The organism is Streptomyces sp. NPDC007971, from assembly GCF_042958635.1.
Lineage (GTDB): Bacteria > Actinomycetota > Actinomycetes > Streptomycetales > Streptomycetaceae > Streptomyces.
In genome coordinates, this window is sequence record NZ_JBIBJK010000028.1 from 1 (window position 1) to 18,006 (window position 18,006).

The 18,006-nt window shown below is 68.2% G+C and carries 19 protein-coding genes and 3 pseudogenes; 10 read left to right on the forward strand and 12 right to left on the reverse strand.

Annotated features, from left to right (window positions below; translation table 11 throughout):
• From ACFZCP_RS40100 to ACFZCP_RS40110, 3 genes and pseudogenes are all read left to right on the forward strand, one after another.
• Window positions 1-105: pseudogene (locus ACFZCP_RS40100) on the forward strand (IS5/IS1182 family transposase); the annotation flags it as partial.
• A 225-nt stretch (window positions 106-330) separates the two neighbouring features.
• A complete protein-coding gene (locus tag ACFZCP_RS40105) occupies window positions 331-516 on the forward strand; it encodes a CsbD family protein (RefSeq protein WP_391439991.1) in 186 nt (61 codons plus the stop codon).
• A 142-nt stretch (window positions 517-658) separates the two neighbouring features.
• The gene (locus tag ACFZCP_RS40110) at window positions 659-1,558 is read left to right on the forward strand and encodes a YhjD/YihY/BrkB family envelope integrity protein (protein ID WP_391439996.1); all 900 of its coding nucleotides are present in this window, start codon (window positions 659-661) and stop codon (window positions 1,556-1,558) included.
• 105 nt (window positions 1,559-1,663) lie between these two features.
• On the opposite strand, the pseudogene ACFZCP_RS40115 reads toward ACFZCP_RS40110, so the two are convergent.
• Window positions 1,664-1,858 (reverse strand): annotated as a pseudogene (locus ACFZCP_RS40115) (Hsp20/alpha crystallin family protein); the annotation flags it as partial.
• Between the two features lie 123 nt (window positions 1,859-1,981).
• Here ACFZCP_RS40115 and ACFZCP_RS40120 point away from each other — a divergent pair.
• Complete coding sequence (locus tag ACFZCP_RS40120) at window positions 1,982-2,209, forward strand: hypothetical protein (RefSeq protein WP_391440000.1); 228 nt, start codon at window positions 1,982-1,984, stop codon at window positions 2,207-2,209.
• Window positions 2,210-2,420: 211 nt separating this feature from the next.
• On the opposite strand, the pseudogene ACFZCP_RS40125 reads toward ACFZCP_RS40120, so the two are convergent.
• The 4 genes and pseudogenes from ACFZCP_RS40125 to ACFZCP_RS40140 all read right to left on the reverse strand — a co-directional run.
• Window positions 2,421-2,517: pseudogene (locus ACFZCP_RS40125) on the reverse strand (IS5/IS1182 family transposase); the annotation flags it as partial.
• Window positions 2,518-2,612: 95 nt separating this feature from the next.
• Window positions 2,613-3,044, reverse strand: coding sequence for a hypothetical protein (locus ACFZCP_RS40130; protein ID WP_391440003.1), 432 nt, complete (start codon window positions 3,042-3,044; stop codon window positions 2,613-2,615).
• Complete coding sequence (locus ACFZCP_RS40135; protein WP_391440008.1) at window positions 3,041-3,646, reverse strand: PRC-barrel domain-containing protein; 606 nt, start codon at window positions 3,644-3,646, stop codon at window positions 3,041-3,043. Before ACFZCP_RS40135 ends, ACFZCP_RS40130 begins: the two co-directional genes overlap by 4 nt.
• Before the next feature lie 220 nt (window positions 3,647-3,866).
• Complete coding sequence (locus tag ACFZCP_RS40140; protein WP_391440014.1) at window positions 3,867-4,319, reverse strand: SpoIIE family protein phosphatase; 453 nt, start codon at window positions 4,317-4,319, stop codon at window positions 3,867-3,869.
• Window positions 4,320-4,769: 450 nt separating this feature from the next.
• Between ACFZCP_RS40140 and ACFZCP_RS40145 the strand changes: the two genes are divergently transcribed.
• On the forward strand, window positions 4,770-6,770 hold the full coding sequence (locus ACFZCP_RS40145; RefSeq protein WP_391440017.1) for an amino acid transporter: 2,001 nt from the start codon (window positions 4,770-4,772) through the stop codon (window positions 6,768-6,770).
• A gap of 2 nt (window positions 6,771-6,772) precedes the next feature.
• On the opposite strand, the gene glgX is transcribed toward ACFZCP_RS40145, so the two are convergent.
• Both glgX and ACFZCP_RS40155 read right to left on the reverse strand, forming a co-directional pair.
• Window positions 6,773-8,866, reverse strand: coding sequence for a glycogen debranching protein GlgX (gene glgX, locus ACFZCP_RS40150; protein WP_391440022.1), 2,094 nt, complete (start codon window positions 8,864-8,866; stop codon window positions 6,773-6,775).
• Window positions 8,867-9,270: 404 nt separating this feature from the next.
• Window positions 9,271-9,720, reverse strand: a complete 450-nt coding sequence (locus tag ACFZCP_RS40155; RefSeq protein WP_391440027.1) for a MarR family transcriptional regulator — start codon at window positions 9,718-9,720, stop codon at window positions 9,271-9,273.
• A gap of 340 nt (window positions 9,721-10,060) precedes the next feature.
• Between ACFZCP_RS40155 and ACFZCP_RS40160 the strand changes: the two genes are divergently transcribed.
• Complete coding sequence (locus tag ACFZCP_RS40160; RefSeq protein WP_391440033.1) at window positions 10,061-10,237, forward strand: hypothetical protein; 177 nt, start codon at window positions 10,061-10,063, stop codon at window positions 10,235-10,237.
• Between the two features lie 635 nt (window positions 10,238-10,872).
• Here ACFZCP_RS40160 and ACFZCP_RS40165 read toward each other — a convergent pair.
• The 3 genes from ACFZCP_RS40165 to ACFZCP_RS40175 are packed head-to-tail and all read right to left on the reverse strand — an operon-like array spanning window position 10,873 to window position 14,377.
• Entirely contained in the window at window positions 10,873-11,655 is a 783-nt protein-coding gene (locus ACFZCP_RS40165) for a phosphatase PAP2 family protein (protein ID WP_391440037.1), read from the reverse strand.
• Complete coding sequence (locus ACFZCP_RS40170; protein WP_391440040.1) at window positions 11,656-12,609, reverse strand: YhjD/YihY/BrkB family envelope integrity protein; 954 nt, start codon at window positions 12,607-12,609, stop codon at window positions 11,656-11,658.
• Window position 12,610: 1 nt separating this feature from the next.
• The gene (locus ACFZCP_RS40175; protein ID WP_391440047.1) at window positions 12,611-14,377 is read right to left on the reverse strand and encodes a diacylglycerol kinase family protein; all 1,767 of its coding nucleotides are present in this window, start codon (window positions 14,375-14,377) and stop codon (window positions 12,611-12,613) included.
• A 475-nt stretch (window positions 14,378-14,852) separates the two neighbouring features.
• Between ACFZCP_RS40175 and ACFZCP_RS40180 the strand changes: the two genes are divergently transcribed.
• The 3 genes from ACFZCP_RS40180 to ACFZCP_RS40190 all read left to right on the forward strand — a co-directional run bounded on the left by ACFZCP_RS40180 (window position 14,853) and on the right by ACFZCP_RS40190 (window position 16,268).
• Window positions 14,853-15,329 carry a hypothetical protein gene (locus tag ACFZCP_RS40180; protein WP_391440051.1) on the forward strand — a complete coding sequence of 159 codons (477 nt, stop codon included), beginning with the start codon at window positions 14,853-14,855 and terminating at the stop codon, window positions 15,327-15,329.
• A gap of 127 nt (window positions 15,330-15,456) precedes the next feature.
• Window positions 15,457-15,864: a winged helix-turn-helix domain-containing protein gene (locus tag ACFZCP_RS40185; protein ID WP_391440055.1), complete on the forward strand. Its 408-nt coding sequence runs from the start codon at window positions 15,457-15,459 to the stop codon at window positions 15,862-15,864.
• Entirely contained in the window at window positions 15,789-16,268 is a 480-nt protein-coding gene (locus ACFZCP_RS40190; RefSeq protein ID WP_391440058.1) for a transposase, read from the forward strand. The genes ACFZCP_RS40185 and ACFZCP_RS40190 overlap by 76 nt, the downstream gene beginning before the upstream one ends.
• A gap of 118 nt (window positions 16,269-16,386) precedes the next feature.
• Here ACFZCP_RS40190 and ACFZCP_RS40195 read toward each other — a convergent pair whose 3' ends face one another.
• Window positions 16,387-16,737 (reverse strand): hypothetical protein, encoded by a 351-nt coding sequence (locus ACFZCP_RS40195; protein ID WP_391440063.1) that lies wholly within the window; start codon window positions 16,735-16,737, stop codon window positions 16,387-16,389.
• 130 nt (window positions 16,738-16,867) lie between these two features.
• Window positions 16,868-17,128, reverse strand: a complete 261-nt coding sequence (locus tag ACFZCP_RS40200) for an XRE family transcriptional regulator (RefSeq protein WP_391440066.1) — start codon at window positions 17,126-17,128, stop codon at window positions 16,868-16,870.
• A 535-nt stretch (window positions 17,129-17,663) separates the two neighbouring features.
• Between ACFZCP_RS40200 and ACFZCP_RS40205 the strand changes: the two genes are divergently transcribed.
• Complete coding sequence (locus ACFZCP_RS40205) at window positions 17,664-17,888, forward strand: ANTAR domain-containing protein (RefSeq protein WP_391440377.1); 225 nt, start codon at window positions 17,664-17,666, stop codon at window positions 17,886-17,888.
• The last annotated feature ends 118 nt before the right edge of the window (window positions 17,889-18,006 follow it).

Genomic DNA, 18,006 nt, shown 5'->3' on the forward strand with positions numbered 1-18,006 from the left:
ATGAAGACCTACAAGATCCTCCGCGACTGCCGCTTACGCGGAGACGGCGTTCACCAAGCCGTCCTCGGCGTGGCCCGACTGCACAACCTGGCCCTCGCCGGGTAGCCCCACCTGGACCAACGATCAGGCCAGCCCTTGCCCGACACCCGCTTACGGGACACCGTTTAGTCGTGCCATGCGACTGCATCGGACTTCCACGGGGCTGTGGAACCGTGCGCCTGCGGCCGGAGGAGCCCGCGTGGGTGGTCCGGACACGGATCGGACATCACCTGAGGCGGCGGGGGTAGAGGAGCTGGGAACGCGAAGAGCGCGTGCTTGGAAGGGGTTTCCATGAGCAATGCGGACAAGGCCAGCAACGCCGCCGACAAGATCAAGGGCAAGGCGAAAGAAGCCGTCGGCAAGGCGATCGGCAACGAGCGCCTGCAAGCAGAAGGCAAGGCCGACCAGGTCGCGGGCGACGTCAAGCAGGCCGGCGAGAAGGCCAAGGACGCGGCGAAGGACATTCTTGGGGACTGAGCCCCATTTCTGGCGAAGGCGGGTCATGGCATCGGGCTGCGGCCCGCCCTGCGCGTGCAGCCCCGGTTCGACAGCCGCGCCGTGCGGCAGCGGGCCGGTGAGACGGATGGCGCCTGGGCAGTTCGTGGGGGAGTACGTGGTCATGGATGACGCTGACGATCGAAAGCACGATTGGTGGGCGGCGCTGCGCCGCACACCGGTGGCCGTCTGGAACGATGACGTCACGGACTGGGCAGCTGCTCTGACCTACTACGCGGTCCTCGCCCTCTTCCCCGTCCTGTTGGTGATCCTCTCGGTTCTGGGGCTGACCATGCCCACGGCGACGCCCGAGGTGATCGACCGGATGACGCGGGTCGTACCGGTCACCTCCCGCGGGCTGCTGCGCAGCGCTCTTCTGCAGATGGCCGGACAGGCGTCCGCGGCATGGATGCTGGTCTTCTTCGGCGTCGTGGGGGCGCTGTGGTCGGGCTGCAGCTATCTGAGTGTCTTCCGCAGGGCCCTGCACGCGATCCACCACGCCGACGCACACCGGCCGGTGTGGCGCACCGCCCCGCGGATCATCATCACCGCGATCCTGCTGATCAGCCTGCTGCTCACCACCACCCTCACCTTGCTGCTGAGCGGCAGCCTGGCCAGGCGCCTGGGCCGTGCACTGAATCTGGGCACCGTTCCCCAGACCGCGTGGGACGCGCTGCGCTGGCCGGTTCTGGCCGTGGTGGCGATCGCGCTGGTGCTGGTGCTCTACCGCTCGGGTCCCGCTTCTTCGCGTCCGGTGCGGAGAATGGCGCCGGGCGGTGGTCTGGCGATCATGCTTCTGCTGACCGTCTCCTTCGGCTTCACCGTCTACGCCTCGCATGTGAGCACCTACTACCGTCTGTACGGCTCGCTGGCGGGCGTGGTGGTCTTCCTCGTCTGGTTGTGGCTGTCCAACCTGGCCCTCTTGATCGGCGCTCAGTTCAACGTGGAGCTGGCGAAAGCCGCCCCGCATCGGCCGACAGCGATCACCGCCTCCGCCTCGCCGACCCCACAGTCTCCGAGCTGAATCGTCTCTTTCCCTTCAGGGCCGTCCTCAGCGCACCGGCACTGTGGCAGGGCCCTGGCATTTGCCTGGTCCCTGGAGCGACCTGTGAAGGGAGCGGCGTCGGCCTCAGCTGTTGATTTCCTTGCGGTCGCTCCCGCCGCTGATGGCGATCTTGCGGGGCATGGCCTGCTCGGCGACCGGGATCCGCAACTTGAGCACGCCGGCCTCGTAGGAGGTGTCGATCTGCTCGGTGTCGAGGGTCTCGCCGAGGAACAACTGCCGCCTGAACGCCCCCGCGGGTCGCTCGGTGATCACCGTTTCCGTGTTGTCGCCGTACGTCGGCTTGCGTGTCGACCACTCCTCACGCGACTGCATCCTTTGGCCTACTACGTTTTCGGCCCTGTGGAGGACGATCTTGCGGCACTGCCGCGAGAGGGTTGATCCGTGCGAACAACCATCGGATACACCGTCGAAAGCATCGGCTACGTCGTGGGAGCGCAGGGGCTCGTCAGCTTCGTTTCGCGGACCTTCTTCGACACGGAGTGGGGCTGGATGCACAAGGTCGTCGACCTTCCGTCCACCGCTGACCTCGGCATCGTCGTCGTGGGGCTGGCGCTCATCGTGGGCGGGGTGAAGGCGCGGAATGCGCCCGAGCGTCAGGAGACCGCCTGACCGGCGGGCACTTCAGCCCGCGACGCCCATGTCCGTGTCGTAGCGGTCGAAGCCCCGAGGCCGCCGCCGCGTGACCCACGCTTACGGCGGGCCCGGCTCACGCCCCGGCCCCAGGACTGGCCGGTGCCGTCGTGCCCGGCGCCGGCCACTGACCTGAGCCAGATCAGCAACGCGGCCGCGGCCGCGGTGACCGTGCCGGGACAGACGTGCCCGCGCTTGTCGTAGCGGGTCGCCACGGCCCGGAACTGCTTCAACTTGTTGATCGCCCGCTCGACGGTGTTGCGTGCCTTGTAGCGGGCCCGGTCGAAAGGCTACCGGGAGCAAAGGCCAGAGCATCACCACCTGCTGACCGCCGGCCAAGCACGTGCCGCCGTCCCGCTCAGCGGCACCGGTGTGAAGCTCGTCAACCGGCCTCGACGCGTACCACCACGGAGTAGGAGCCGAGGCCGAGGAGGCGGTCTCCGGAGACGTCGCCGAGGGCTGTATACAGCGTGACGACCTGTCCGGTCGTGTCGTCGAAGGCGATGTCCTTGACGGTGCCGTGGGCGGTGCCGTGTTCGGTCAGGACGTGGTGTCCGACGGCGTCTTGGTGGGCGAGGAACCTTTGGTGGCCGGGATCGGTGGCGGCACGGAAGTGCACGATGACGGCGTCCCGCCCCATTCCTTCGACCGCGTTCCAGGCGATGGTCGTAGCGTGCTTCGGGGCTCCGGACAGGCGCAGGCAGGCGACGCTTCTGGTGCGCGCGTCGATGGTCAGGCCTTCCACCCGCCCCAGCGGCTCGGCCTCTTCGACGGTGATCACGGGAAGGCCCTGGGCCTGGGAGAACAGCATCATGCGTGGCCCCCTTCTCCGGTAGCGGACGCGTCGGCGTACGGCTCGGCGGTGTGCGCGCGGAAGGCTTCGACCTGGGCGCTGAAGCTGGGCAGGTCGTCGGCGACGAAGTGGCGGGCGTGCGCGGGGACCACCAGGGCCCGGCCGGAGACGGCCAGTGTCTCTCCGCGCGGGATGAACGCCTTCCGCTTCTGGTCGTCCAGGCTTTCGTTGGCGGCGATCTCGAAGCCGATCACCCGTCCACTGCTGCCGGCCTCGATCACGACATCCAGGACCGTGCCGATCTCCGTCCCCTGGTCAGTGAGGACGGGCGCGCCGATGACCTGGCCGCATTCGGCTTCGTCGGCTCCCACGACCAAGTCCCGGTTTCCCAGGGCTGTCTCGCTGAGGATCATCACGGCGGATGGTCCGATGGCGTGCACTTCGGAGAAGGGCAGGCTCCCCTTGAGGGGGCCGGCCAGCAGGCCGCGCCCGCTCAGGGTGAAGCCGGTGATCCGGCCCGCCTGAGCGTCGAAGACGGTGTCCCTGATCTGGGCGACGGCCTCGCCGCCCAGCGTCACGACCACGCGTTTGGTCAATTCCGAGGCCAGCATGAGTGCGATCACTGCCGACCCTCTCGACCGGGCCGGTGGCCTGGACGTACCGCGATCACCGTTCCGCTACGTCGTCTGGCCTGAACCGCCAACGTCGCCGCGGCGAGCAAGCTCACCACCGCGATGAGGAAGACCACCCAGTACCACCACTCCATCGCTGACCTCCTCGTACCGTCCGTCTTTGCCGTTCCGTCTTTGCCGTTGGCCGTCGTTCTGTCCGGCGGTCCCTGGGTTATCCGCTTGCCCGCGGTACGAGTTCGCACGCCTTTCGCGGTGGGAGTCGGCGGACCGGGTCACCCCTGGGAGTGACTCCCACGGGGCAGGCGTACGACAGGGACGACGCGCGCCGGTCTCCTGGTTCAGCAAGCACGGCCACGTCTTCGGTCAGGCTGCCGTAGTCCTCGGCCAGTTCCTCCGCGCTGGGGATGAGCGAGTCGACGAACGCTTCCGGCGGCAGCGATGCGGCCGAGCGGGCCAGGTTCAGCAGCCCCTCTTCACCCAGCCGCTGACGGCCCCGACCGGTTCGGCCCTCGAAGGGACCGTCGGTGAACAGCACGATGCTCATGACTGCGGACAACTCGAGCTCATGTACGGGCCATTCGGCAAGTCGGGGGGCGCGGTGGCCAGCGACTGGTGGGCCTCGGCCAGGGAACGCACCCAGGACAGGTACATCCCCGAAGAGCAATCGGCGACCAGCTCCTCCACCAGCAGGGCGTCCGCCTCGTCGTCCTCGATCAAGAGGATAGAAGGCTCTCGCTCAGCCCAGACCGCTTTCACCGTGGAGGAATTCAGACGCCGCGGATCAAGGCGTTCGCAGGGGGCAGGGCGAGTGGCCCAGCCCAGCCACCAGGGAAGTTCCCGTCGACGCATGCTTGGCGGGCGTGAGGGGCGCCCTGATTGAGTGGTCCGCCGGGGGGTATCTGTGGGTCTGCTGCGCCACACCTGGGGAGGTTGTGGCGCGGTCCCGGGCCTCTGTCTCGTCGTTTTCCCTGTACGACGAGCCAGGGGCCGTGCGCCGCCCTGCGCAGAGCGGCGCATCGGGAGCGGGCCGAGCTGAGGGACACCGTCGTTTGTGCGAAAGCGCTGCCGGTCACCGTCGGCGTACCCGTGCACCATCGACCTCGGAAGGGACTGTATGACGGACGTGGAGGTGGCGGACACCGACAGCAGCAGATCTCGCGGCCCCGAGGCGGCCTCGGTAGGGGCACGATGGCGGGCGTGGCTTCTGCAGGGGTTGAGTGAGCGGACGGCTCGTCACCCTGGCCCGCACCGTACGCCGCACCCCGAGCACGAGGGGCACCGGTGGTGGCGGGTGATGTGCCTGAGCGGCGTCGACTACTTCTCCACGCTCGGCTACCAGCCCGGCATCGCCGCACTGGCGGCCGGCCTGCTGTCTCCCCTCGCCACCCTGGTCCTGATCGCCCTGACCCTGTGCGGTGCACTGCCGGTCTACCGGCGGGTGGCGCGGGAGAGCCCCCACGGCGAGGGGTCGATCGCCATGCTGGAGCGACTGCTGCCGTGGTGGCCCGGGAAGATCTTCGTGCTGGTGCTGCTCTCCTTCGCCGCCACCGACTTCATGATCACCATCACGCTGTCGGCCGCGGACGCCGCCGCACACGTCGTGCAGAACCCCTTCGCCCCGCACTGGCTGCACCACGCGAACTTGGCGATCACCCTCTTCCTGGTCGGCGTACTCGCGGCCGTCTTCCTCAAGGGCTTCCGTGAGGCCATCGGCATCGCGGTGGTCCTGGTGGGCACCTACCTGGCCGTCAACGTCGTCGTGCTCGCCGTCGCCGCCAGGCACGTCGTCGGCCATCCAGTGCGGATCCACAACTGGATGGAGGCGATGACCGCGGCGCACAGCTCCCCGTGGGCCATGGCAGGCGTGGCCTTGCTGGTCTTCCCCAAGCTCGCCCTCGGCATGTCCGGCTTCGAGACCGGCGTCGCGGTGATGCCACAGGTCCAGGGCGATCCGTCGGACACCCGCGAGAAGCCCGAGGGCCGCATCCGCGAGACGCGCCGGCTGCTCACCACGGCCGCCGTCACCATGAGCTGCCTGCTCCTGCTGTCCAGTCTGACGACGACGATCCTCATCCCCCAGGACGCCTTCAAGAGCGGCGGACCGGCCAACGGCCGTGCCCTCGCCTATCTGGCCCACCAGTACCTCGGGGAAGCGGGCGGCACGGCGTACGACGTCGCGACCATCGCCATCCTGTGGTTCGCCGGCGCCTCCGCGCTCGCCGGCCTGCTGAACCTCGTCCCCCGCTACCTCCCGCGCTACGGCATGGCTCCCGAATGGACGCGGGCCGTACGCCCCCTGGTCCTGGTGTTCGCGGGGACGGCCGTCCTCATCACCGTCTGGTTCCACGCCAACGTGGACAAGCAGAGCGGTGCCTACGCGACCGGCATGCTGGTCCTGATGCTGTCGGCATCCTTCGCCTCCACGGTCGCGGCGCGCCGCCGAGGCCACCAGTGGGCAACCATGGGATTCGCCGTGGTCACAGCAGTTTTCGGCTACACCCTGGTCGCCAACGTCGTCGAACGACCCGACGGCATGAAGATCGCGGCAATCTTCATCGTGGCGATTCTGGTCACCTCCTTCGGCTCGCGCGTCCACCGGGCGTTCGAGCTGCGGGTCACGGACGTCCGTCTGGATGAGGAGGCGCGGCGTATCGTCGACCGGGCCGCCGCGGAGGGCCCACTGCGGCTGATCGCCCGCGAGCCGGACGAGGACCGCGGACAGTCCCGGGAGTTCACCTCGCAGCAGCTCACCTCGCCGGAGCTCAGCCGCACCGTCGTCAGTGGGCCGCCTCTCTTCCTCGAAGTATCCGTGCGGGACTCGTCGGACTTCACGGCCGACGTCGCCGTCCACGGCACGGAACAGGACGGAGTGGCCCGGCTGTGGGTGCAGGGCCCGACGGTGCCCAACACCATCGCGGCGATTCTTCTGGTGCTGCGCGACCGTACGGGTGAGTTGCCGCATGTGTACTTCAGCTGGTCCGAGGAGGGCGGGCCCGTCGGGCGGCTGCTCCGCTTTCTCGTCTTCGGCGACGGGGAGGTGGCGACGGTCACCCAGGAGGTGCTGCGCCGCGCCGAGCGGGACCCGGAGCGGCGGCCGCACGTCCACGTGAGCTGAGTTCAGCCGTCCTGGTGAGCGCGGAGGACGAGCATGGAGCGGGCCTCGACCTCCACCTCGCTGCCGCCCTTGATCAGCGGCCGGTACTCGGTGTACGGGATTGCGGTGTCCACTTCCACCGCCCACCACGGATCCAGCCCTTCGGGAACGGTGAAGCCGAGAGCCTGGCTGTGGGCGTTGAAGAGCAGGAGGAACGAGTCGTCCTCCACCCGCAAGCCCCGCAGGTCGGGTTCCGTGATGGCTTTGCCGTTGAGATGGACCATCAGGGACCTGGCGAAGCCGGTCTCCCAGTCGGTGTCGGTCATCTCGCGCCCGGCGGGCGTGAACCAGGCGATGTCCTTCACCGCCTCGCCGGAGGCGTGCGCCGCACGTCCACGGAAGAACCGCCGCCGGCGGAACACGGGGTGCTCGCGGCGCAGGGCGATCAGCTTCCGGGTGAAGTCGAGCAGTTCGCTTCCTTCGGCGACGTTCGGCCAGTCGATCCAGGTCAGGTCGTTGTCCTGGCAGTAGGCGTTGTTGTTGCCGTGCTGGGTACGGCCGAGTTCGTCCCCATGCAGCAGCATGGGCACGCCCTGGGAGAGCAGCAGGGTGGCGAGGAGGTTGCGCTGCTGACGAGCCCGGAGCGCGAGGACGTCCCGGTCGTCGGTGGGGCCTTCTGCACCGCAGTTCCACGAGCGGTTGTGGTCTTCGCCGTCGCGATTGTCCTCGCCGTTGGCGTCGTTGTGCTTGCTGTTGTACGACACCAGGTCGCGCAGGGTGAAGCCGTCGTGCGCGGTGACGAAGTTGATGGAGGCGTAGGGCCGGCGGCCGTCGCTCTGGTACAGGTCGGAGGATCCGGTGAGGCGGGAGGCGAACTCGCCCAGGGTGCCGCCCTCGCCGCGCCAGAAGTCGCGTACGGTATCGCGGTACTTGCCGTTCCACTCGGTCCACAGCGGCGGGAAGTTGCCGACCTGGTAGCCGCCGTCGCCCACATCCCAGGGCTCGGCGATGAGCTTCACCTGGGAGATGACCGGATCCTGCTGGACGAGGTCGAAGAACGACGACAGCCGGTCCACTTCGTGGAATTGGCGGGCCAGGGTGGCGGCCAGGTCGAAACGGAAGCCGTCGACGTGCATCTCGGTGACCCAGTACCGCAGCGAGTCCATGATCAGCTGCAGGGTGTGCGGGTGGTTCATCCGCAGGCTGTTGCCCGTACCGGTGGTGTCCCAGTAGAAGCGCGGATCCTCCTGGGAGAGACGGTAGTACGCCGCGTTGTCCAGGCCGCGCAGCGACAGCACTGGCCCCAGGTGGTTGCCCTCGGCGGTGTGGTTGTAGACGACGTCGAGGATGACCTCGATGCCCGCCGCGTGCAGGGCCTTGACCATCGAGCGGAACTCCTGCACCTGCTCGCCCCGCTGCCCGGACGAGCAGTAGGCGTTGTGCGGGGCGAAGAAGCCGAGGGTGTTGTACCCCCAGTAGTTCGACAGGCCCTTCTGCGTCAACGCGTGGTCGTGGACGAACTGGTGGACCGGCATCAGCTCCACCGCGGTGACGCCCAACGTGACGAAGTAGTCGACCATGGCCGGGTGCGCCAGCGCCGCGTACGTGCCGCGCATGGCCTCCGGGATCGCGGGATGCGTCCTGGTCATGCCCTTCACATGGGCCTCGTAGATGACCGTCTCGTGATACGGGGTGTGCGGCGGATGGTCGTTGCCCCAGTCGAAGAAGGGGTTCACCACCACCGACTTCGGCGCGTACGGGGCGGAGTCGAGGTTGTTGCGCCGGCCCGTGTGGCCGAAGTGGTACGGGAACAGGGCCTCGTTCCACTCGACCTCGCCCTCGATCGCCTTGGCGTAAGGGTCGAGCAGCAGCTTGCTCGGGTTGCAGCGCTCACCACGCTCGGGCCGGTACGGCCCGTGTACCCGGAACCCGTAGCGCCGGCCCGGACCGACGTCCGGCAAGTAGAGGTGATGGACGAAGCCGTCCACCTCTTTCAGCGGAACGCGCTCCTCGGCGCCGTCCTCATCGAAGACACACAGCTCCACACGCTTCGCTACTTCGGAGAACACGGCGAAGTTCGTCCCCGCACCGTCGAAGGTCGCACCCAAGGGCGCCATCTGACCCGGTCGCGGTCCTACCTCGATACTCTCCTGCCAGATACGCACGTCACGCCCCTCCCGAACACGGATGGTGGGCAGCCCCGCACTCGTTCGCTCCCTTTTGCCCGCGTCACCAGTGAGCATGCACGCGCATGCCCGCACGGCGAGGAGAGTGGCGCATACGAAGTCGCAGCACTTCGCGAGCCCCAGCGATTGGCCGGGCTGACCATGACCTACGCCCAAGAGACGCGCAGGAGTGGCGGTCCCTGCTCTCCAGCGCGAGGGTGGGGCATGTGGGCAGCAGCTGTTTCAGTGCGCTCGGGCTGCTGCCCGCAAGCTCTCCGGGGCAGCCTGAGGGACGGGAATTGCGGCGTAGCGTTGGCCAGATTCTTGTCCTGCCCGGTCTTGATCGGTCCTGTTGGTCAGAGCGGCGAGCGGCTACGAGGCACCCGCGCCAAGGGACTCACGACCCCGTACAGCTGGTTGAACGCGTCCCTCAGTACCGGGCGGTCTGGTGCTGCGGCGGTCATCAGTGTCTGTTCCAGGAGTTGCCGGCGGCGCTGACGCGTCGCTTCGAGCACACATGTACCAGCGCCCGTGAGGGAGAACTCGCCGGACGGGAGGCGCCGCACCAGCGTGCGCTGCTCCAAGCCGTCGAGGAACCGCGTCGCCCATGAGACGCTGACACAGAGATCTCGGGCAATCCGGTCAGGATCGGTTGGCCCGCCGCCCAGGATGAGCAGTACGCGCATCTGTTCCTCGGAAACCGTGAGGGCGACGTCCTCATGGGCCTGCTGCCACAACCTGATCATCGTTTCGGCGACATGTTGCGCGGCAGGACTCGCTTCGGCACGTTCGGGTTCCACTGACATGGCTTTCCCCTTCCTCGATGCCGTTGAGTACGCGCTTACCCGCCCGACGGGCCGTCAGCCCCGCCTCTCTGTTCGAAAAGGCCGTGAGCTGGGGCAGGAGGCAAATGAAATGTAGAATTGATCGGTCATCCAGGTGATACGGTCCTCGCGTGGAGGCCGGTATTTCTCTCATTACTCGAATTTCCGCCGAGGCAGCCTGCAAGGTCTGTCGCGGCATCTTCCGCTACAGCGCCGATGAGGCTGGCCGGAGAGGGGTGACGCCGCGGGTGTGAGTTGCCAGCGGGCGGGAATTCGCAGTGCAGTGCACCACAGACGTCACCCGACGACGAGAGCGAAAACCATGCTCGCCATCCTTTCTGCTGTCCTGTTCTTTATCGCCTTTTTGATCAACGCGGCGGATATCTCGACCAACCACACCTTCACCTCCACCAATCTCATGCTCCTGGGTCTCACTGTTCTGGCCCTGCACCTCGCCGGTCTGGGCGGCGGCTGGACCGTCCGCGGTCGCAGACGCTGAAGACCTCTCAGGGAAGAGGGGAGACCGCCAGGCCAGGGCTGCGGCTCGGCACTTCGATCACCACCGCCCGACGCGCGCTGAGGAGGGCTGCTCATGGCACGCAGCTACGGCACTCGCGCTCGCCGACGTGCGCGGGCGGCGAATGGATCGGTGCGGGGAATCCGGGGCACGGGTGGGCCAAGAAGTGGCGGGCAGAGGACGGGAGAACTCGGGATCATCCGGCCACGGCCTGTTGAACGCAGCGGGTCGTGGCTGCGGGCCGGCTTCTCTCCGGGCCTCGGTGCGACTCTGGCCTGGCTGCTGGTGCACACCGTTCTGCAGTCGGAGAGCTGCTGTCATTGTTCTTGGCCGCCGTGTTCGTCGCGATCGGCCTGGAGCCGCTGGTCGCCCTCCTGACCAGGCACCGCGTGCGCCGGGGCCGGGCGGATCTGATCGTGCTTCTCGCCTTCGTGCCGTGTCTGGCGGGGTTCGTCGCGCTCATCGCCCAGCCGGTCGCGGACGAGGTCGACTCGTTGTCGGCGGCGCTCTCCTGGGCATCTTCGGCGCTCTGGTCGCCGTACCGGCAGCCGTCGCCATCGGCATCCTGCTGGACGAGTACGTCTTCCCTCGCATCGACGCATCATGAGGCCGACCCCCTACCGCTGCGACGCCCCTGGCTCAGGCGTGGCTTCGGTGAGTTCGGGTTCCAGGCCCTCGCTCACGGGGGTGCGGTCGAGGCCGGTATCGGCACGCCACGCCTCGAAGGCCCAAGCGGTGCCGGCGACGACGGCCAGGCCGAGGAGCCAGCCGCCCAGAACGTCGCTGAACCAGTGCACGCCGAGGGCGACCCTGGTGAAGCCGACGCCGAGCCCGCTGAACACGGCGATGCACCAGCAGGCAGTCCGCCAGATCCTCGGTACCAGGGGCAGCAGCACCAGCAGGAAGATGGCGAAGGACGTGGTGGCCGTCATCGCGTGGCCGGACGGGAAGGAGTAGCCCGGCGCGTGTGCCACCGGATCTTGAAGAGCTGGTCGGGCACGCTCTACGACCGCCTTGACCAGCAAGCCGATCAGGCCACTGGCCACGGCGGTCACCGCAGCCCAGGCTGCCAGCCGCCATGCCCTGCGGTAGAGCAGCCACACGGTCAGGACCGCGACGGCCGAGCGGAGGGTGACGGGGTCCCAGACCTGGTCGGACAGCAGGTGCAGAACGCTGGTCCAGGCCGGGTGGTGGACGGCGACCTCGTGCAGGCGTTGCGCGGCGCCAGTGTCCATGCGCCGCAGGGGCTTCCACACTCCCTCGACCAGCACCAGGAGCAACCCGAACGGCACTGCGGCCAAAGCGGCGACGGCTGCGGAGGCGAGTAGTCGTACACCGAATCTGCGGTCGGCCTGTCGGCGACGTTCACGAAGCTGCAGCAGGGCGGCCAGCGTGCCCATTCAGACTCCCGGATCTTCTTGGATCGGGCCGGGACGCCGGCCGCGTGCAGCTTCCAGCTGCGCGGCGAAGGACAGTCCGAGGAACAAAGCGATCGAGGTCAGGTACGCCCATAGCAGCAGCGACATGAAGGCGCTGAGCGGGCCGTAGATGGTGTCGAAGGAGCCGCTCACATTGAGGTAGAGGCTCAGCAGCCAGGTCAGCGCCATCCACAGAACCAGGTACACGGCCGCGCCGAAGGCCAGCCAGGTGTAGCCGGGCTGTCGGCGGCGCGGGGAGCGCCGGAAGACGACGCTCGCGGAGATCAGGGCCAGCAGCATCCCCAACGGCCAGCGCAGGATGGACCAGGCCTTCCGGGCGCTGCCGCTGAGGTGGTAGACGGTGACTGCGGCCGAGGCGATGTCGTCGCCGGCGACCATGGCGACGAACCCGAGACCGAGTGGGAGCCCGGCGGTGAAGGACATCACCAGACCGCGCAGGTACTTGTGCTGGAAGGGGCGGTCGCGTTCGTTGCCGTAGATCCGGTTCGCGCCACGCTCGATCTGGCACATGGCGGTGGTGACGTTGACCAGCGAGAAGACGGCGCCGAACCAGAGGGCGACCTCGGCGCCGCCGCCCGACGCGTGGCGGCTGCGGTCGAGGGCGTCGTCGACGACGTCGGCGCTGGGGCCCTGGACGATCCGGTGGATCGTCAGTTCCGCCAGCCTGCCGACATTCTCCGTGTGCAGTGTGGTGGACAGGCCGACGAAGGCGATGGCCATCGGTATGACCGCGAGTACCGTCTGCAGGGCGAGAGCACGGGCGTGGCTGAAGCCATCAGCGTAACGGAAGCGGATGAAGGCATCCCGCAGCAGTGACCAGCCGCCGTAGCGGCGCAGCGCGGCCCAGGCCTCGTCGGCGGACAGTTCCTCTCCGCTCATGTCCCGCGTCTCGGGGACCTTCGTGGCGGTACCCATGTCAGTTGCCCCGATCCGGCAGCAGCATCGTCAGTGCACCCGGCCTGACCTCTGCAGTCAGGCGGCGCCCACGCGTCACTGGATCGCCGTCGAGTTCGCGGAGCTGGGGGGTGTCGAAGGTGATCTCGGCACGCCGGAAGGTGAAGAACTCCACGGGTCCGCGGTCCGCGCGGCCGTCCTCTTCCTCGGCGACGGCCGCGATCGGCGATGGTTCCGTGGCTTCGCCGCGCAGCAGTGTCCATACGGCGCGGATCCAGCCGCCGAGCCCCCGCGGGTCCAGGATCAGCAGGTTGAGCCGTCCATCATCGGGACGGGCGTCCGGGAGCAACGTCATACCGCCCTGTACGGTGCCGATGTTGCCGATGAGCACCATGCGAGCCGTACGGCGCAGGGCCGGCGTGTCATCCAGGCGGATGCTCAGGCTCATACGAGGGGTACGGAGCACGCGGAGAACCGCCACCGCATAGGCGGGCCAGCCCAGAACGGACTTGGTCCGGCCGCCGTCGTTGGCACGGTCCAGCATCGCGGCGTCGAGACCGGCGCCGGACATGGCGGCGAAGTGAGTGGCGGCCAGGCCGTCGCCCTCGATGCGGCCGAGGTCGAAGCGGTGGGGCGTACCGCGTAGCGCGGCATCGAGCGCGTCGGCGGGGGACAGCGGCAGGCCGAGGTTTCGGGCCAGCAGGTTGCCGGTTCCGCAGGGCACCAGGGCGAGGGGGACCTCGCTGCCCGCCAGGGCGTCGGCGGCTGCCCCAAGTGTGCCGTCACCGCCGCAGACCACCACGAGCGTCGCACCCTTGTGGACAGCGTCGGCGCTCTGGCCGCCGCCTGGGTCGTCGGCTGTGGTCTCCATGAACGCCGGTGCGTCATAGCCGTGCCGTTCCAGGACCCGCTGCAGGGCATCGCGGTCGCTCTGGTCCGTGAGTGTGGGATTGAAGATCACGGCCGCGTGACCGGGCTGCCGCTCCGAACGGTCGGCGACGGCGGGTCCCGTGGGGGCGGGGAACTTGGGGACGGGGGGAGCGGTCACGAACCCGTCCGGGAGCAGGGCACGCCCGACGATCAGCAGGGACAGGCCGCCGTTCACGAGACCACCCACGACATCGGTGGGGTGGTGCATGCCCCGGTACAGCCGCGCGACGCCCACCGCCACGGGGATGAGGAACAGCAGGCCGGCCACGCTTCTCCGCCAAGGACCGCGCAACCGGGAGAGCGCCAGCACCGCCAGGCCGCCGTAGAGCGCCGTGGCTGCGCCGGTGTGACCGGAGGTATAGCTGGAGGTGGGCAGAGAGCCGTCGAGACGGTGCACGTCCGGACGGTGACGATCGACCGCCACCGTGATGACCAGGAAGACGAGCGACTGCAACGACACGGCGAGGGCGAGGAAGCCGGCCTGCCGCCACATCGGCAGCTTGGGAATCAGGAGAAGACCCAGACAGCTCAAGAGAGCGACGGCGATCACCGTCGGGGTGTTGCCGGCCTCTGACGCGACCGAGGACAATTCGGTGAGCGGGCCCGTACGTATCCGCTCCAATCCCTCGTCGACCTTGTCCTCGACCGTCAGGGGCCACAGACCTCGGGCGGGACCGGTGATCAGCAGGCCGGTCCCCACCATCAACGCCGCCTGGCAGACGATCAGCGCGCTGATCCATCCAGCGGACCAGCCGATTCCACGCGGCACCGTGGCGCGACTGCTCCCAGCGACGCCTGCACGGTCCCCAGGTCTTTCCCCGGGCAAATCGGCAGGTCTCCCCGATACAGTGGTCGGCATCCGTACCCCCTGATCAACGTCTCACGGCATGTTCGGCTGGAGGAGGTCCTCCGGCTCACCGCCGTATGCCCGCTCAGCGCCGGAGCAGGCAGGCCTACGTCCGGTTCACGCCGCCTCGGGAGGTTGACCCGCCCGACTCGATGCCGTCGATCACCTGGCTCGTCGGCAGGGGTGATGCATGGACCGGATACTCGTGGTCGGAGAAAGCGACTGTCCCGGGATTCCCGCCGCCGGACTGGCCGACTGAACACAGTCATGGAAACCCATCCCCGGAAAGACCGCGCGCATCAGCCCCCGGCCCTCGCCTCTCGGAGGCGGCGGTGAACATCCGGCTACCCGGGCATTTGGGAATAGTCGCTTCCCTTTCCGAGAAGGACCAGTTGGTCGTCTCGCCGACGGCGCGGTAAGCGGCCGTCAGGTGTGAATCGAGCCGGCGCTGCTCTTCTGCCGGCTCGTCCAGCAGGGTGTGTACCTGATGAGCCGCTCGCATCTGCCGATGTCGGGCTGGCACTTGCCGCGCCCGAAACAGCCCACCCGAAGGGCGGAACCGGAGACGGCCGAAGAAGGGTATGTCGAGAGCGTGACTTTGCCCGAGGACTGGAGCAGAGGCGCTGACGCGTGGGTGGGTGCGCGACCGTACGCCGAAGTCGAACGCGCGCTGGACGACCTGGCGGTCCACGGCAGGATGCGCTCGTCGCAGTTCTTCATCGGGGCGGCCGCGGCATACGAGTGGGCCCTCGGGCGTATTGAGAATCCTCCAGTAACCGGTCGAGGCGGCCGGGGCACTCTCGATCTGCCTCAGCTGACAGCTGAGTTGGACGAGGCGGCTGCCATACTCGAAATCCCTGATGATCAGCCCGGTAGCCTTGACTTCCTGCGTGGGGTTCGGACGGCTCTTGCCTGGGTGTGCGGTGATGACCAGGTCTCGGTGACCGACAGGGCGCGAAGTTGATGACGAAGGGCTACGTTCGCAGGATCCCGCCAGGGTGAGCAGGACGCTGCCGCCGCGCGGTTCGCCTCAGCGGATCCGTCCCGCTGTCTCCGCAGAGGTGGTTGCCCGGCGCTTCAGGGTGACCCAGATGTCGGCGAACCGTTGGCGCAGGGCGTTGGCTGCGGGCGGTCGGCAGGCCCTGGTCTCCAAGGGGCCTGGCGGTGCCCGCTGCAAGCTCGGGACGGGTCAACTGCGTTTGCTGGAGGCGGTGTTGGATGCCGGTTCGGCCGCTGCGGGCTGGCGCGACCAGTGCTGGACTCTGGCGAGGATCGCCGAGGTCGTGCGGCGTCGGTTCGGCGTGGAGTACACCCTGGCCGGGCTGGACCTGCTGCTGCACCGCATCGGCTCGAGCGTGCAGGTTCCCTCCCGCAAGGCGGCCGAGCGCGACGAGGAGAAGATCGCCGCCTGGAAGGACGAGCGGTGGCCCGTCATAAAAAGACCGCGGCGGACCTGGGCGCCTGGCTCTGCTTCGAGGACGAAGCCGGCCAGGGGCTGAGGCCGCCCAAAGGCCGCACCTGGGGCCGCCGAGGCCACACGCCTGTCGTGCGGGTCACCGCCGCGGGCACCAAACGCGTCTCCATGGCGGCGCTGATCTGCATCAAGTCCGGCCATCGGTCCCGGCTGATCTACCGCATCCACCTCGACCGCGGCCAGGCCAAGGGCCGGCGCAAGGGCTTCACCGAGACCGACTACGCCCGCCTGCTGGATGCCGCACACCAGCAGCTCGGCGGACCGGCCATCCTGGTCCGGGACAACTTGAACACGCACGTCAGCCGCAGAATGCGGCAGCTGATCGAGGCGCGATTATGGCTGACCGTCTACCAACTGCCGCCGCATACACCCGAGTTCGACCCTTCTAGACTCCGGCACGGTCGAAGGGGCGGTCATGTGTTCACGTGACCGCCCCTTCGCGTGTCCGGTTCTTGCTCTCGTTGCGTCCCTGTCCGCCGCTCAGCGGTTGCCGCGCACATGCCACGCGTGCGGAGGCGTTCGACCAGTCTGAGTGTGGTCGCACTGGTCAGCGCAGCTCGGTGTTGAATCCGCACACCCAGCTGAGCGCCGCGTGGATCCCGCGCAGGTAGTCCTTGCTGTCGGGCGGCTCGGTGGGTGTCTCCAGCCGGACTGTCGCCGCGTCCAGTTCGGCGGTCAGCAGTGGCAGGTCCGGGGCACAAGGAATCCCCCGGACCGTGACTGGCGAACTTTCAGAACGTCCCAGGGCCCACTCGAATGCCACGGCTCCTCCCGTTCGAAACTGCGACGAGCCCGTACCCTGGCCTTCTGACAGGTCGTTGAGTGCGATTTCGACATCGACGCGCTGGCGTACCCCCACGGGTGGGGCCTCGCTGTCGCCGTTGTCGTCGCTGCTCACCCCGCTCCATTTATACCAATTCGCCCACGGGGGAGGCCCGCTCTGCGGGACTACGGCATGAAGCGCCACGTGAGATCGGCAGTTCATGTCAGTGGGCCGGGCTGGTTGGTGTTTTACGACCGCCGGCGTGTTATCGCAGCCTTCGCGCCGCCGATGCGGCCTTCGGCTTGACCGAGGGATGCGCGATCCCCAGAACGGCCGACAACGGCAGTGAGAGGGTGCGAGCGAGTTCCCGCAGTTCGTCGTCGGTGGGATGGATGGGGCCGTTGGCACCGTCTTCTGCGAACGCCTTGACCCGAGGTGTACGAATGCCGGTCTGCTCGGCAACGGCCTGGGCCGTCAAGTGGCGGCGGCGCATCGTTTGCTGGATCAGCTGCGCGAGATCGTCCATCTTCTCTGTCCCGTCCGGTCAGCCACTTGAAGGCCCGGCTCGCGGAGATCGTGGAGCCGCTGCCGCCGGCCCCTGTGACATCCCTGATTCGCTGGGCCGTCCCAGCCTGGAGTGATTTTGCTGTGCTGACGCCTACCCTCGGCGCTGTCAAAAACGCCACGGTCACCCGAACGACTGAGGCCGACGGCTCACGTGACGATGGTGCAGCCCTTCGTCTGGCCGGCAAAGCACCTGAACTCGACGGGCGACACATGAGACGGGCTGCTGGGTGGTAAACGCACTCCCACGGCTTGGGAGCCAGGCGCGACCGTCCGTACCGCGCCGAGGGTGCTCCCGCCGCGCAAATTGTGCGCGAACAAGCGAACGCCGCACGCCGATCGGCGTCATCTCCCTCTACTACACGCTGCCTGCGCAGGTGACATCGCCGCAGCTCGCGCAGGCGCAACGTGCCGCCGAGGTCGCCTTGGACGCACTGCTGCGCTGGCGACACGTACACGCGAGCACAGGCTGCCAGCGCCCAGTGTGGAAAACGGACATGCGTGCGGCTCGCTGGCACCGCATCCACCAGGCTGCCGGGTGTGTCGCGGCACGCGAAGACTGCTCCACGGCGGAGGCGTTGGCCTGGCTGCAAGCAGTCAGTGCGCGTGACGGTCTGTCGCTGCTCGAAGTGGCGGACGGCCTCCTGCAGCCCTCCACCGAGTCAGAGCTCGGCCTGCCGAGGCAGGATGACCGAGCCACCGAGACGGTCTGCCGCGCGTAGCGCGTTTCGTCATCTCGGCGTGGCCGACGTGGGCGAGGTTCCCTCCCGTCAGGGTCATGCCGGGCAAGTTCTCCCCAACGGGTGCACCACCGATGCCCCGGCAGGACGCTGCAGCGTG